This is a genomic window from Streptomyces sp. P9-A4, assembly GCF_036634195.1.
Classification (GTDB): Bacteria; Actinomycetota; Actinomycetes; order Streptomycetales; family Streptomycetaceae; genus Streptomyces.
Genome location: NZ_JAZIFY010000001.1, coordinates 379,599 through 394,031, shown reverse-complemented (window position 1 = coordinate 394,031; position 14,433 = coordinate 379,599). Strand labels below are relative to the sequence as shown.

Below are 14,433 nucleotides of genomic sequence, written 5' to 3'. Positions count from 1 at the left end.
CTTCGCGCAAAGGCCTGCAGACACCGCGTGGCTCGCCGAGGGGCTGCTGCTCTACCTCCCGGCGTCGGCCGAGCGGCGACTGGTGGCCACGATCGACCGGCTGAGTGCGCCGGGCAGCTCACTGGCGTACGAGATCAAGGAGATCTCCGAGTCACCCCGGGTGCGGGCCAATCCGGTCTACACCCGGGCGAGAGAGCAGATCGGCATCGACCTGCTCGCCCTGTTCAGCGGCGAACCACGCCCCGACACGGCGGGTGAACTCGCCGAACGGGGCTGGACGGTGGCCGTCCGCACCCCGTACGACTACTCCCGGCGACATGGCTGCGGTCCCCTCCCGGAGCCCGACGACGCCCTGGCCGCCAACCGCTGGGTCTTCGCTCACCTCGCTCGACCGCCCGGGTCCCAGCGGGCACGGGTGCGGAGTGGGCGAGTGCTCAGACCGCTGCCGGGGAGGGCTCGCAGGCGTTCGGCAGGTCGATCCGGACCGTCCGGTCGCAGAGCCGTTCCACCTGCGCGGGGTCGTGGGAGACGAGCAGGACCGTCCGGTTGCCCCGCAGCGCCGCCACGGACTCCTCGACCGTGTCGCGGCTTCGCTCGTCCAGGGCGCTGGTCGGCTCGTCGAGCAGCAGGGCCGCCGGTTCGAGGGCCAGGGCCCGGGCCAGGCACAGCCGCTGACGCTGCCCGTTGGAGAGCGTCTGGGCAGGCGTGTCCAGCCGGTCGGAGACCTCGCTCCACAGGCCTGCCTCGCGCAGTGCCTGCTCCACGCGGTCGTGCAGTTCCGTCCGGGACGCCCGCACCAGGTGACGGAGACCGAACAGGCCGTTGTCCAGGATGCTGCCCCGAAGACCACGGGGGTCTGCGGGACCAGGACGACGGTGCTGCGCAGGCCGGCGTCGCCCTTTCCGTACCGGACGGGACGGCCGAGCACCTTCACCTCACCCTGACGGCGGAGCCCGTGGGGCAGGAGGTCGACCAGGGCGCGCAGCACCGTGGACTTGCCGGCGCCCGACGGACCGCACAGACCGGTGGTGGACCCGCGTGCCAGCTCGAAGGCGACCGGTCCGACCAGGCGCTTCGTGCCGTCGAGGATCTGCAGGTCGCGGACCGCGATGACGGTCCTGTCGACCGTGTCGTCCGTGGCCGTGGCACCGGTTGTCACGTCGTCCATCGTCGTGCTCCTTCGAAGCGGTTGCGCAGGAGGACCGCCAGGCTGAGCAGGCCCGCGGTGATCAGGACCAGGACGAGGGCGCTGCCCCACGCCTGGGCGATCGCCTCGGGGGCGCCCGAGTCCTGAGACAGGGTGAAGATGTGCGTGGGCAGGGCCTGGACCGGAGCGTTGACGACGCCGGTCGGGAGAGCGGGGGCCCCGAAGAACACCGTGGCGGTGAAGATCAGGGGGGCCGTCTCTCCCGCCGCGCGCGCCAGGCCGAGCAGCAGGCCGGTGAGCGTGGCCGGCCAGGTGTACGGGATGACCACGGAGCGGACGTACTGGGAGCCGGTGAGGCCCAGTGCGAGTGCGGCCTCGGTGATCTCCGCCGGCATGCTCCGGATCCGGCCCGCTGTGGTGAGGGCGACCACCGGGATCACCACGGGCACCAGTACCACGGCGCCGGCCAGCCAGGAACGACCCCAGCCCATGGTCGTGCAGAAGAGGACGTACCCGGCGAGGCCCAGCAGGATGGTGGGAGTTCCGCCGACCGCCACGGTCAGCGTCTCCAGCACGCGGGCGGATTTCGCGGAGGCACGCGTGCCGATCACGATGCCCGCTCCGTAGCCGAGCGGCAGTGCGATCAGCGCCGTGGTCGCGAGGAGCAGGAGGGTGCCGAGGATCTGGTCGCGTATGCCGCCCCCCGCCGCGCCCTCGGAGGCCGTGAACCAGAAGACCGGGTTGAGTGCCGCGCCGCCGCGGGCCAGCAGGATGCCGAGCATGCCGAGGAGGAGGGCTCCCGGCAGCAGCAGAGCCCCGAGCCGGACCACGGTGGTGAGCCGGTCCTTCGGAGTGCGCAGCCACGCGGAGGGCCGCCGGACACGTACGGCGCGTGCCGTACGTCCCGTGGAGCCGCGTGTGCCCCACACGGTGGCGACGGCGACCAGGGTCAGCAGGATGATGCCGAGCCCGCACAGCGCCGCGAAGTACGGGCCGGAGGTACCCGCGAGCATCGGCTCGGGGCCGGCCAGCTTGGTGGTGAGCGTCTGGCCGGGGCGCACGAGGAAGGAGAAGACGTCCCCGAGCGACTCGGGGAGCCGGTCGTCGGCGCGGCCGATGACCATGAAGACCGCGATGGCCTCACCCAGTGCCCGGGCCAGACCGAGGAGGACGCCGGCCCGCATGCCCGGACGGGCCCGGGGCAGGACGGCGGACCGGACGACCTCGCGGCGGGTCAGGCCGAGCGAGTACGCGGCCTCCCGGTACCGGCCGGGTACGGCGGCCAGCGCGTCCACGCTGACCGCCACGATCGTCGGCATGATCATCACGGCGAGGACGATGCCGGCGGCGAGCAGGCTGTCGCCGCCCGGCACGTCACCGAGGTCCGCCACGAACGGCCGGATCACCATGATGCCGATCAGGCCGTAGACGATGGAGGGGACCGCTGCCAGGAGTTCGATGCTCAGGCGCAGCGGCTTGGCGATCCGGGGAGGCAGGTACTCGGACAGGGCGACGGCCGCCGCCCAGCCGACCGGGACGGCGAGCACCAGGGCCAGGACGCACACGACCGCCGATCCGTAGATCATGGCCAGTCCGCCGAAGGCGAGGTTCCCCGGACTCCAGGTGGACGACGTGAGCAGCGCCGCCCAGTCGACGGTTCCGCTCGCGATGCCCGTGACCAGGTAGCCGAGCAGGACCGTGAGGATGAGCAGCACGGACAGGATGCCGCTGTAGGCCCAACCCCAGACCCATCTCGCCCGGCTTGCCGCGGCCGCTCCCGGGGGAGGGCCGCGACGTGGCGGGTCCGGGCGCCAGGGTGGGGCGCTCCAGAGTGAGACCCATGGTCAGAGGCCCATCTGCTCGCGCGTGAGGTAGCCGTGCTCGGGCAGCAGCTTCTGGCCCTCGGGCGAGAGTATGTAGTCGATGTACTGCTTGACGGTGCCCTTAGGCTCGCCGTTGGTGATCATGAACAGCGGACGGGTCATCGGGTACTTCCCGGACGCCACGTTCGCCAGGGTGGGGGCGACGCCCTCCAGGGGTACGGCGACCAGGTCGGAGTGACCGTCGATGAAGCCGGTCGACAGCGGGGCGATGGAACCGCGGGTGGACTTCAGCTTGTTGCGGGTCTCCAGGTTGCCGCCGACGATGGCGTAGTTCGCGGACTTGGGCGGGGCCGGCGGCTCGCCCTTGCCGTAGATGAACTTGTCGAGCACCTCACGGGTGCCGCGGCCGGGCTCCTTGTCGTACACGAAGACCGGGAGGTCGGGGCCACCGACCTCCTTCCAGTTGGTGATCCTGCCCTCGAAGAGGCCCGCGACCTGTGCCTTGGACAGACCCTTGACCCCGCCGTCGGCCACCTCCTTGGTGATGATGACGCCGACGGCGTCCGCACCGATCTGCGTGGTGACGAAGTCCGTGCCGGGGTAGGCCTTTTGATCCTAGTCGGACAGGGGCTTGGAGCTGAGGGCGATGTTGATCTGGCCGGTGCCGAGCTGGGAGATGCCGCCGGCGGAGCCGCCCTGGGTGGCGACGGTGATGTTCAGGCCCTTGGCCTTCAGCGCCTCGGCGGCGTCGGAGGCGACCGGGGCGACGGTGGTGGAGCCGCTGGCCTGGATGGCGTCCGAGCCGGCCTTCGCGGAGCCGGCGCAGCCGGTCAGGGCGGCGGAGAGGAGGAGAGCGGCGGAGGCGGCGGAGGTGCCCTGGCGGACACGCCGTCCGGTGAGGCGCGCTGATGTGCCGCGGGTTTCGGTGGACATGAAAGACATGGCGGTGCCTTTGCGGTGAGGGAGGGGTGGGAATCGGGGAACACGGGCGGCGGGTCGCCGCCCGTACGGCAAGCAGGTCTGGGGGCGGGACTGAGAAGGGGTCCGGCCGTGACCGCCGGTGGCACCCCTGCCGCGTGGACGGGATGGGCGGACGCCGGGCGAGCCCGAGGGTGCTACGGGAGGGCGGTGCGGCGGGCACCGGGCGGGCGGATGACGGCCGCTAACGGCTTTCAGCCGGATGCCCTGTCCCTTTGAGGGACTCATGTATCGGGCATCGGTTCCCGTTCGCCTGCTGACCCCAGGTGCGGAGCGCGATGCCGTGGCCGAACGCTATCGCCTCCGCGTCGCCCTGGCGACATCTTGGACTGCCCGAAATCATCGATGATCGGCGATGGATATCGATGATTGGCGATCGATTTGCGGCGCCGCAATGGCCTGATCCTGTAGGTCGCCCCTTCAGGGAGGGGCGGCCCTGGAGCCATGTCCGGGCCTCCGGTGCGAGGGGCGCGTCGGGTGAGGTGAGGGAAAGCGCCTCACCATCGAATGGGTGCGGGTGAAGGGGGGGCTGGATCGCCCCGGGCGTCGTCCGCCTTCAGGGACTCCCCGTAGCGTGCGTACGGGAGATCTTCAAGAGCCTTGCTGTATGACGCTGCCATCGAATACCATCGATGGACCATGAGCGGTACGATGAATGCCCAGCTGATCGACCGAGCGGCAGCCGAGTCCTATGCGACCTGGTTCAAAGCCCTCTCCGATCCCACCCGTGTGCAGATCCTGAACCTTCTGGCGCTGGCCTCCGAGCCCATGAGCGTCGGGGAGATCGTGGACCGGATGAACATCGGGCAGTCCACTGTGTCGCACCATCTGAAGCTGCTCGCGGATGTCCGGTTCGTACTGCGTGAACGTCAGGGCACCTCGATGCTGTACACGATCAACGTCGCTTGCGTGGCCTGCTTCCCCAGCGCCGCAGACGCCGTCATGGGCCGCCCGGCGGCCTCCGCGTAGGAGTGCCCACCGTGGGCGATCCGCTGCTCTGAGCGGTGGACCCCGTATCGCGTCGCGTGCGAGCTCAGACTTGAACAGCTTCAAACTCCGTGCCGGAGTGCGGCGTGGGCTCTTGAGTCCGTTGGTCGCGCCCGCGGCCTGCGGAGTCCGTCAGGGAGGGCGAACCGGTCGGCCGGCCCGGCCGCGCGGCAGCCGTAGAGGGGCCAGCTCCTGCCCGGCAGGTCCGCCAACGTGACGGACAGAAGCTGGTGTTCATGGGCGGTTGCGGCCGCCGGAGCCGGTCAAGGAGTCACGCCTCCCGCTTCGCCTCGATCTCGGCGATGAGGCCCTCGATCAGGACCTTGATCTCGTCGCGGATCGGACGGACGGCCTCGACACCCTGGCCGGCCGGGTCCTCCAGGGCCCAGTCGAGGTACGTCTTGCCAGGAAAGACCGGACAGGCGTCGCCGCAGCCCATGGTGATGACGTAGTCGGACGCCTGAACGGCCTCGGTGGTCAGGACCTTCGGCTTCCGGTCGGAGATGTCGATACCGACCTCCCGCATCGCCTCGACCGCGGCCGGGTTGACCTGGTCGCCCGGAATCGAACCCGCGGAGCTGACCTCGACGCGGTCGCCGGCCAGGTGGCCGAGGAATCCGGCGGCCATCTGGGAGCGGCCGGCGTTGTGGACGCAGACGAAGAGGACGGTGGCGAGCGGAGCGGTGGTCATCGGTTCTTCCTTGCCGGCGAGAGGTCAGCCCCGGCTGGTATCAGCAGCGAGTGATGTGACAGTATCAGCCCATGATGACGTCAGTCGATACTGATCTGATCAGGGTTCTGGCCGATCCGCTCAGGCTCCGGATCGTGACCCTGCTCGCCCGCGAGACCCTCTGCACCACCCACCTCGTCGAGGAGACGGGCGCCAAGCAGACCAACCTCTCCAACCACCTGCGGGTGCTGCGTGAGGCCGGCGTGGTGGAGACCGAGCCCTGCGGACGTTTCACGTACTACCGCTTGAAGCCGGACGTCATCGCCCAGCTCGCCGGTCAGTTCGCCGACCTGGCCGATTCCGCCCGTACCGCTGCCGAGAACAAGAGGGCCTGTCCGTGAGCTCGACCCAAACGCCCGCTCCGGCGGCGAATTCCTCGGTCGTCGCGAAGCTGTCGACGCTCGACCGCTTCCTCGCCGTCTGGATCCTCCTCGCCATGGGCCTCGGCCTCGGGCTCGGGCGGCTGATCCCGGGCTTGAACGACGGGCTGGCCGAGGTCGAGATCGGCGGCATCTCGCTGCCGATCGCCGTCGGTCTGCTGGTCATGATGTACCCGGTCCTCGCCAAGGTCCGGTACGACCGCCTCGACGCCGTCACCGGAGACCGGAGGCTCATGGTCTCGTCGCTCGTCATCAACTGGGTCGTCGGCCCGGCGCTCATGTTCGCCCTCGCGTGGACCTTCCTGCCGGACCTTCCCGAGTACCGCACGGGCCTGATCATCGTGGGCCTGGCGCGCTGCATCGCCATGGTGATCATCTGGAACGACCTGGCCTGCGGCGACCACGAGGCCGCCGCGGTGCTCGTCGCCCTGAACTCGGTCTTCCAGGTCCTCGCCTTCGGCGTCCTGGGCTGGTTCTACCTCGACCTGCTCCCCGGGTGGCTGGGCCTCGGCGAGGGCGAGACGCTCGACATCTCCATGGGGAAGATCGCCCTGAACGTCGTCGTCTTCCTCGGCGTCCCGCTGGTGGCCGGGTTCCTCACCCGCCGGATCGGTGAGAAGCGCCTGGGCCGGGAGTCGTACGAAGCGACGTTCCTGCCGAAGATCGGACCGTGGGCGCTCTACGGGCTGCTCTTCACGATCGTCATCCTCTTCGCCCTCCAGGGGAAGACGATCACCTCGCAGCCGCTGGACGTCGCGCGGATCGCGCTGCCGCTTCTCGTCTACTTCGCGGTCATGTGGTTCGGCACCTTCGCACTGGGCAAGGCCATCGGCCTGCGCTACGACCGCACCGCCACCCTCGCCTTCACCGCCGCCGGCAACAACTTCGAACTCGCCATCGCCGTCGCCATCGCCACCTTCGGAGTGACCAGCGGACAGGCGCTCTCCGGAGTCGTCGGCCCCCTCATCGAGGTCCCGGTCCTGGTCGCACTCGTGTACGTGTCGCTGCTCTGGCGCAAGAAGTTCGCCCCTGCCCAGCAGTAGCCCCGCCGTGTCGCCACTCCGCGCCACGCCCCTCCGGCAGGGCGGGGCGCGGCCGTATGAAGGGAAGCCAAGGAGATGAGCAAGGCACTCGACATCGTCGTGATCGGTGGCGGTCAGGCGGGACTTGCCGCCGGCTATCACCTGCGGCGCCTCGGCGGCCTCGATTTCGCCGTCCTGGACGCTCAGCCCACGCCGGGCGGGGCCTGGCAGCACACATGGGACTCGCTGCACCTCTTCTCGCCGGCCGCCTACTCGTCTCTGCCCGGTCGCCTCATGCCGCCGCGGCAGGGGGAGACCTACCCCGACGCCGCCCACGTCGTCGAGTACCTGACCGACTACGAGCAGCGCTACGAGCTTCCCGTTCATCGGCCCGTTCGAGTTCAGGCGGTCCGCCGCGACGGCGAGCACCTTCGCGTCGAGACCGACGCCGGTACCTGGCGGGCCCGTGCCGTCGTCAGCGCCACCGGAACGTGGTCACGGCCGTTCCTTCCCTCCGTCCCGGGCCGCGGCGCCTTCCAGGGGCGGCAGCTCCACACCGTCGAGTACCGCACTCCCGGCGAGTTCGCCGGAATGCGGATCGTCGTCGCCGGAGGCGGGAACTCCGGAGCGCAGATAGCCGCCGATCTCGCGTACGCCACCGACCTCACCTGGGTCACCCGACGACCCGCGCGGTTCCTCGCCGACGACATCGACGGCCGTGCCCTCTTCGACCATGCCACCGCCCGCCGTCGTGCCCTCGACGAGGGCCGCGCGGACGCGGGGGGTGTGGCCTCGCTCGGCGACATCGTCGCCGTACCGCCCGTGCGTGAAGCCCGTGACGCCGGACTCCTGAAGGCGCAACCGATGTTCACGCGGCTGACGAGGACCGGCGTCGAATGGGCCGACGGTACGCGCGCCGACGCCGACGCGATCATCTGGTGCACGGGCTTCCGCCCCGCGCTCGCCCATCTCGCTCCGCTCGGGCTCCGGGGGACGCACGGACACATTCCCACCCGGGGCACGGAAGCCGTCGGAGAGCCCCGTCTCCATCTGCTCGGGTACGGCGACTGGACCGGCCCGGCTTCGGCCACTCTCGTCGGCGTCGGCCGTCCCGCTCGCGAGGCCGCCCGGAGTATCGGGGCCCTTCTGCGATGAGGCGGCCGCGGGTGAACGGATGGTGAATGCGTGACGGATATGGTCCCCGCGATTCGCCGTGCGATCTTGTCGGCTCGTATGGTGTCCGGATGGCAACTCCGTTGGCGGGCATACCGATCGAGGACGTGAACGAGGCGCACTGTGCGCCCTGCGCCCCGGGGCGCCTGATCGACCGCGACGAGATCGAGACGCTGACCGCCCAGTTGAAGGCGATGGCCGACCAGAACCGTCTGCAGATCATCCACCTCATCGACCAGGCGCCTGCCGGAGAGCTCTGCGTCTGTGACCTGACGGTGTCACTCGACCTGGCGCAGCCCACGGTGAGCCGTCACCTGAAGATCCTCACCACGGCAGGCCTGCTGCGCCGCGAACAGCGGGGCACCTGGGCCTGGTTCTCGATCCGCTGGGACGCTCTTCAGGGGCTCAGGGAACATGCCTTCCCCCGAGGCGTCGACTGCTCACCGTTCTGACCGCTCCGGTCCAAGTGGGGATCTTGGTGACCTCCGCGGACATGCCGACGCGGAGAGCCCGCCCGCCCCGAAGTCCACTCGCCCGCGCCCTGCCTCTCTGAGAGCATCGATGAGTGCCGATTGACTTCCGTTCGGGCGTCACGCGGGCCCGGCGGCATGCCGTGGTTGTGGTGACGGAGCCCGCTGGGGTCGGTGGGTCTGTTGGCATTCCTGGGCTCATCTGGTCGAAGCCATATGCACACGGCCTGGCGGGTCTTTGTGTGAGCGCCCGGAGATGGGCGAATCGGGGCGGCGGGGGCGGACCGCGATGGCGGCCGGCGAAGGTCGACCCTCGGCCGTTCATCGATCCATTGACATACGTCGCTTGACGCTGGCAGGGTTCCGGCCGTTGGCCGACAGCGCGTTGCTGCCGACCTGGGCTCTGACCCCGCTCCGTCGGCCGGCCCCGGCGCCGACCACACGTCAACACGAAGGTTCCCACCATGGCCGCCACGTCCCACCCTCACTCGTCCACCACCGAGGCACCGGTCCTGCTCCTCATGGGCAGCGGTGACCGCCGCTACCGGGAGTACATCGTGGCGGCGGTCGCCCGTCACTTCCGGCTGTGGCTCCTCGACGCACACGAGCCGAGCTGGCAACTGCCGTACGTGGAGGGGACCTCGCTCCTCGACACCAAGAACCTCGACGAACTCCTCGCCGAGGCGAAGAAGGTCATGCAACAGCTCCCCGTCGCGGGGGTCTTCACCTACGACGAGTCCCTCGTGCACGCCGCCGCGCGGCTGGCCGAAGCCCTCGGCCTGCCCGGAAGCGCGCCCGACGCGGTGCTCGCCTGCCGCGACAAGGCGACCACCCGGGCGCGGCTGACGGCCGCCGACGTACCGCAGCCGACGTGCACCCCGGTCTCCACGGCTGCCGAGGCCCGCAGCGCGGCCGACGCGACCGGATACCCCGTGGTGGTCAAGGCCCGAGGCCTCGCCGGCAGCCTCGGTGTCGTCAGGGCCGACCACGGTGACGCCGTCGAAGCGGCCTTCGAGGCGGCCAGCTCCGCCAACTGGCCCGGAGTGCCCCGCTACGAAGCGGACGTCCTGGTGGAGGAGTACCTCACCGGCCCCGAGATCAGCGTCGACGCGGTCGTGGCCGACGCTGTGTGCACCCCCATGACCGTGGCGCGCAAGCAGGTCGGCATGGACCCGTACTTCGAGGAGACCGGCCACACCGTGGACGCCTCCGACCTCCTCCTCGGCGACCCCGAGCTCCTCGACCAGCTGGACCGCATCCACAAGGCGCTCGGCTTCGAACACGGCGCCACGCACACCGAGTTCAAGCTCACGCCCAAGGGGCCCCGCCTCGTCGAGATCAACGCGCGCCTGGGAGGCGACTTCATCCCCCTCATCGGGATGCTCGCCACCGGCACCGATCCGGCCGTCGCCGCCGCCCACGTGGCCGCCGGACTCGCCCCGGACACCGCGCCGAAGGCACGGAAGACCGCCGCCATCAGGTTCCTCTACCCGGAGAGCGACTGCGAGGTCGTCGACGTGACCGTGCGGACCGACCTCTTCGGGCCCACGGTGCACAGCGCGGTCGCGACGGCCGGCCCGGGAACCCGGCTTGCCCTCCCGCCCCGGGCGTACATGAACCGGTACGGCTACGTCATCGCCGTTGGCGAGGACCACGAGCAGGTGACGGCAGACGTGGAGGCCGCGCCCACCCTGGTCGAACTGCGGTCGCGCCCCCTGACCGACTGACCGCTTCCACCCTCGACACGCCCGCCCTGGAGAAGGCCGTCGCCACCGGCCGTGTCGCCGACTTGCTGATCGTTTCAGAAAGAGAATCGGGGCTTCCGAAGGGCAGGTGCTGCCGCCCCGACCGAGCGGGACCTGATGGCCGCGCGGGCTCTGTTCCGGACGGCAAGGCGTTGTGACGTGCGACCACGGCGCGGTCCTGTTGGTCCTGGAGGACGCCGGGCCGCTCATCTTGCCTCGCCGTGACTTCGGCGGGCAGGTGGTCTTCTCAGCGAAGGTTCGGCACCCGGGTGCTCGGGTGAACGGCACCCTGCAGCGGGCGATGCGGGAGGGCGGCCGGGAGGGGCGCTGATTCTGGCCAAGTTCTTCGAAGTGTGACGCTGTTGTGTTCGATCTGTGTAGATTCGAGCGATCCGGGGGGCGTCATCCGGCTGTGGGCCAGGCGCTCCGCGTCCTGGTGGCCATACCAGCGTCTCCCTCATCTTCTTCGCAGACGGGAATCGCGATGACCACCCCGAGCACCGGAACACCTGCCACCGCACCAGCGACGTCTCCCGCGAGCGCGACGGCCCCGGCGAGTACGCCGCCGCAGTTCGCGGTGGACAAGGCGATGCTCGACGGTCCGACGCCGAAGGACCTGCTTCCGACCACCGGCAACTACCCGGTGGAGATCGTCCGGTACCGCTCGGTGGTGCTCACCGACATCCCCGGAGCGAAAGCCGCCCGCAAGCTGACCGGTGCCATCGACCTCGGTGAGGAGAACCTGCCGTTCTACGACCGGCCGGCCGAGGGCATGATCGTCACGACGGAGCAGAGCTGGTCGGCCCAGGGCGTCACGCTCGGCCGGCTGCTGCACAGCCTCGCGCTTGCACCCGGCGAGAGCACCAAGGTGGCGGTCGTCGACTGGCAGCGCAGCACCAAGGCCACCGGCTCCGAGACGGCTTCCGAAGCCGAAGCGCTGTCCGGCACCACCGACCAGAACCGGTCGATCAGTGAGGTCGCGAACGCGATCGCCCGCGAGGAGCAGTTCGGCACGTCCCAGGCGTCCCAGGTGAGCAAGTCGTCCAGCTCCGGCGGCAGCATCGGCGTCGCGTTATTCGGTATGGGGGCCGGCGGCAACTGGGGCGAGTCGTCGAACACGGGCTTCACGACCGCGGTGTCGCGTTCCACCGGCGTGAAGTCGGTCGCGGAGGAGGCGGCGCAGCGTATCAGCGCGCGGACCCAGCAGCTGGCGACCGCGGCCCGCAGCCGGAACATGACGGTCGTGCGTGAGACGACGCAGTCGGAGAAGGACCAGGTCGTCACCCGGGTCGTCACCAACTACAACCACATGCACGCGATGTCGGTGCAGTACTACGAGGTCGTCCAAGTCTACAACGTGACGACCAAACCGACCAAGCTGGAGCGCTGCCTGTTCATCCCGCTGCAGGAGCTCAACTTCAACTACACCAGCCTGCAGCGGTACAAGGAGGTGCTCGCGTCGGTGGCGCCGGCCGACTGGGCGGCGAAGATCCGGTCTGCGAACCCTTTCGACACCGCCGTGCGCAAGCTCGACGCGTGCACCGCGCCGGAGGCACCGTCGATCCCCCAGGTCTTCGACGGTGTGGATCTGGCCGACATCGCCGCTTCGGCCATGGGTGTGTACGGGGTGCGCAGGTACGACGGCACCCCGGTCCGCTTCGATCCGGTGGGCCGGCAGTGGAATCCTCTGCCCACCACCGGACTGGACGGAGACCTGACCCGCATCGCACCGGGCAAGGACATCGTCTGGGCGCTCAGGACCGACAACATGCTCATGCAGTTCGACGGGACCACCTGGCGAAGCCACCCCCACACCTGGCGGGCCCTTGCCCTCGCATGCGGCCAGGACGGCACGCTCTACCTCGTCGGTGGGGACAACTCACTCGGGCAACGCTCTCCGGACGGCACAATCCACAGCCTGAACGCCAAGGCCGACGACGTCGCCGCCGTCGGCCGGGACAAGCTCTGGCACTGCCGGGAGGGCCGGACCTTCGAGCGCACCGGCACCACCTGGACGGAGCGGACCCCGGCGCCGAACGTAAAGCGCCTGTCCGCCGGCCTCGACGGCACGCTCTGGGGCGTCACCGCCGACGGCAAGGCCCTGGTGGTGGAGGCCGGCGCGACGACCTGGACTGCTCCCAAGTACTTCTCCGGGGTCCCCGGGATCGTGGATGTCGTCTCCTCCGTCGGTGGGGACTATTGGGCGCTCGTGAACACCGGGCACGTCCTCCGGCTGCTCACCGCGGTGCGGGAGACGCCGATACCCTTCGACGTCCCCTCGAAGGCCGACTCCCCCTACGCGTCCAAGATCGACGTCTGGTACGACGAGTTCGGGATCCGCAGCATCCAGGTGGTCTTCCCGGGCCACACCTTCCGCTGCGGCGACACCGGCGGCTCCGGCGTGCAGCAGCGCGCGTCCCACACGTTCGCAGGCGCCGACAAACTGCTCTCCGTCGACGCCTGGTCCGGCACGGCCGCCCGCGGCAGCCTCGCCGGGCTGCGCCTGACGATGACCTCGGGCGTGGTCAACTTCGGGATCGCCGCGACCACCACCGTCGCGCCGGACCTGACCGAGGACGCCGGCGGTGCGGCTATCTGCGGGCTGTTCGGCTCGACGGTGAAGTCCGGCACCCGCTCCTACCTCGCGTCGCTCGGTTTCCACGTGCGTGGTGGGAACGTGCCGCAGGCGGTCCTGGACCACCTGAACGACAACCGCCGCCACTACAGCCAGGCCGTGTGGGCCAACGCCGACGAGTTGACGCTCAGTCGTATCCTTGCCAACTACTCGTACACGCCGGCGGGCTCGAACGCCGCGCCGGTTCTCCTCGGCACGCTGCTGGATCCGAAGCCGATCGCCGCCACCGGCAACTACCTCGGCTTCCGGTGGAACTTCAGCAGCGAGCAGGAACGAGAGGCGTGGACCAAGGCCCGTCAGCCGGGCGATGCCACGTTCGGGGCGCCGGTGACCAACACCATCGCCATCGCCACCAAGGGGGTCTTCGCCGAGGCCGTACTGGGCCGGGCCAACTCGGCGGAGAAGATCGACCTCACCCGCTTCTGGAACTGGAAGGACTCGCCCATTCAGATCACGCCGGCCGACATCGCACCGGTCTCCACCGGAACGCGGGCGCAGAACCTCGACGTCACAGCGGCCGGCATGGGAGCTTCCCAGGCGAAGTTCACGCCGCTCGCGGCGATGCCCGACCCGACGGCCCTGCAGGCGGCGCAGGCCATCGCCACCGCGAACCTGTTCCGCGACATGAGCGGCCTCAGCAACATGAGCCAGGTGCTCACCAAGGGCATCGAATCCGCCGCCGGCAACGACAAGGCCGCTGGCGAACGCGCCCAGGAGGCCCTGAAGACCGCCACCGAGCACCTGCAGAAGATGGCCCAGATCGCCGTCGACGCCGCCGGCAAGGCGGCACCGCTCGTGACCGGTGGCGCCGGAGGTGCCAGCAACCTCAGCGCTCTCGGCGGCATGCTGAACCAGGGCGGCAAGGGCGCCTCGGACGCCAAGTCCTAGACGCCGTCCAAGGGCGGGCCCGCGGCGAAAGCCCGGGCCCGCCCCGCCCGAACGGCGACCCCATCACGTGGGTGTGCCGGAGATCCACGGCTCGCACCGTCTGATCGTCGACCGCCATGGCACCCCGCTCGTCGTCACGGTCACCGGCGGCAACCGTCACGACGTCACGCAGCTTCTCCCGTTGTCGGACGCCATCCCGCCGATCCGGGGCCTGCGCGGCCGCCCCCGCCGCAAGCCCCGGCGTCTGTACGCCGACCGCGGTGACGACTTCGACAAGTACCGCGGTCTTGTGTGGAGGCGCGGCATCAAACCAAGGCGGTGGTCGAGGCCGGCTCTGAGCCGACGGGCGAAGGACCGTACACGGAAAGAAGGGGGCCTTCCCGGTGCGCGGTGCACCAGGAAGGCCCCCTTCCTCATTCACTCAGGCGGCAGACGGTCAGCTGACGTGTCCCGAT

At 70.0% G+C, this 14,433-nt stretch carries 9 protein-coding genes and 4 pseudogenes; 9 read left to right on the top strand and 4 right to left on the bottom strand.

Features of this window, described 5'->3' with window-relative positions:
• Positions 1-22 precede the first annotated feature (22 nt).
• A pseudogene (locus tag V4Y03_RS01765) lies at positions 23-397 on the top strand (SAM-dependent methyltransferase); the annotation flags it as partial.
• A gap of 37 nt (positions 398-434) precedes the next feature.
• Here the strand turns inward: V4Y03_RS01765 and V4Y03_RS01760 are convergent.
• The 3 genes and pseudogenes from V4Y03_RS01760 to V4Y03_RS01750 all read right to left on the bottom strand — a co-directional run bounded on the left by V4Y03_RS01760 (position 435) and on the right by V4Y03_RS01750 (position 3,903).
• Positions 435-1,168, bottom strand: a pseudogene (locus V4Y03_RS01760) (ATP-binding cassette domain-containing protein).
• Positions 1,156-2,868 (bottom strand): phosphate ABC transporter permease subunit PstC, encoded by a 1,713-nt coding sequence (pstC, locus tag V4Y03_RS01755; RefSeq protein WP_332437084.1) that lies wholly within the window; start codon positions 2,866-2,868, stop codon positions 1,156-1,158. Before pstC ends, V4Y03_RS01760 begins: the two are co-directional and overlap by 13 nt.
• Positions 2,869-2,991: 123 nt before the next feature.
• Positions 2,992-3,903, bottom strand: a pseudogene (locus V4Y03_RS01750) (phosphate ABC transporter substrate-binding protein).
• Positions 3,904-4,587: 684 nt separating this feature from the next.
• Here V4Y03_RS01750 and V4Y03_RS01745 point away from each other — a divergent pair.
• Positions 4,588-4,917 (top strand): ArsR/SmtB family transcription factor, encoded by a 330-nt coding sequence (locus V4Y03_RS01745; protein ID WP_317874396.1) that lies wholly within the window; start codon positions 4,588-4,590, stop codon positions 4,915-4,917.
• A gap of 289 nt (positions 4,918-5,206) precedes the next feature.
• On the opposite strand, the gene V4Y03_RS01740 is transcribed toward V4Y03_RS01745, so the two are convergent.
• On the bottom strand, positions 5,207-5,626 hold the full coding sequence (locus V4Y03_RS01740) for an arsenate reductase ArsC (protein ID WP_332433719.1): 420 nt from the start codon (positions 5,624-5,626) through the stop codon (positions 5,207-5,209).
• Between the two features lie 71 nt (positions 5,627-5,697).
• Here V4Y03_RS01740 and V4Y03_RS01735 point away from each other — a divergent pair, with 71 nt between their 5' ends.
• The 7 genes and pseudogenes from V4Y03_RS01735 to V4Y03_RS01705 all read left to right on the top strand — a co-directional run.
• A complete protein-coding gene (locus V4Y03_RS01735; protein ID WP_332433718.1) occupies positions 5,698-6,006 on the top strand; it encodes an ArsR/SmtB family transcription factor in 309 nt (102 codons plus the stop codon).
• Positions 6,003-7,088 carry an ACR3 family arsenite efflux transporter gene (gene arsB, locus V4Y03_RS01730; protein WP_332433716.1) on the top strand — a complete coding sequence of 362 codons (1,086 nt, stop codon included), beginning with the start codon at positions 6,003-6,005 and terminating at the stop codon, positions 7,086-7,088. The genes V4Y03_RS01735 and arsB overlap by 4 nt, the downstream gene beginning before the upstream one ends.
• A gap of 75 nt (positions 7,089-7,163) precedes the next feature.
• Positions 7,164-8,222 (top strand): ArsO family NAD(P)H-dependent flavin-containing monooxygenase, encoded by a 1,059-nt coding sequence (locus V4Y03_RS01725; protein ID WP_332433714.1) that lies wholly within the window; start codon positions 7,164-7,166, stop codon positions 8,220-8,222.
• An 89-nt stretch (positions 8,223-8,311) separates the two neighbouring features.
• Positions 8,312-8,692: an ArsR/SmtB family transcription factor gene (locus V4Y03_RS01720; RefSeq protein ID WP_332433712.1), complete on the top strand. Its 381-nt coding sequence runs from the start codon at positions 8,312-8,314 to the stop codon at positions 8,690-8,692.
• Positions 8,693-9,174: 482 nt separating this feature from the next.
• Positions 9,175-10,437 (top strand): ATP-grasp domain-containing protein, encoded by a 1,263-nt coding sequence (locus tag V4Y03_RS01715; protein WP_332433710.1) that lies wholly within the window; start codon positions 9,175-9,177, stop codon positions 10,435-10,437.
• A gap of 502 nt (positions 10,438-10,939) precedes the next feature.
• Complete coding sequence (locus V4Y03_RS01710; protein WP_332433708.1) at positions 10,940-13,978, top strand: hypothetical protein; 3,039 nt, start codon at positions 10,940-10,942, stop codon at positions 13,976-13,978.
• 34 nt (positions 13,979-14,012) lie between these two features.
• Positions 14,013-14,294, top strand: a pseudogene (locus tag V4Y03_RS01705) (transposase); the annotation flags it as partial.
• Positions 14,295-14,433: the final 139 nt, after the last annotated feature.

Bases quoted from the DNA above. Each gene is read 5' to 3' on its own strand.
- V4Y03_RS01745 (WP_317874396.1), top strand. From the start codon at position 4,588: ATGAGCGGTACGATGAATGCCCAGCTGATCGACCGAGCGGCAGCCGAG.
- V4Y03_RS01740 (WP_332433719.1), bottom strand. From the start codon at position 5,626: ATGACCACCGCTCCGCTCGCCACCGTCCTCTTCGTCTGCGTCCACAAC.
- V4Y03_RS01735 (WP_332433718.1), top strand. From the start codon at position 5,698: ATGATGACGTCAGTCGATACTGATCTGATCAGGGTTCTGGCCGATCCG.
- V4Y03_RS01725 (WP_332433714.1), top strand. From the start codon at position 7,164: ATGAGCAAGGCACTCGACATCGTCGTGATCGGTGGCGGTCAGGCGGGA.
- V4Y03_RS01720 (WP_332433712.1), top strand. From the start codon at position 8,312: ATGGCAACTCCGTTGGCGGGCATACCGATCGAGGACGTGAACGAGGCG.
- V4Y03_RS01715 (WP_332433710.1), top strand. From the start codon at position 9,175: ATGGCCGCCACGTCCCACCCTCACTCGTCCACCACCGAGGCACCGGTC.
- V4Y03_RS01710 (WP_332433708.1), top strand. From the start codon at position 10,940: ATGACCACCCCGAGCACCGGAACACCTGCCACCGCACCAGCGACGTCT.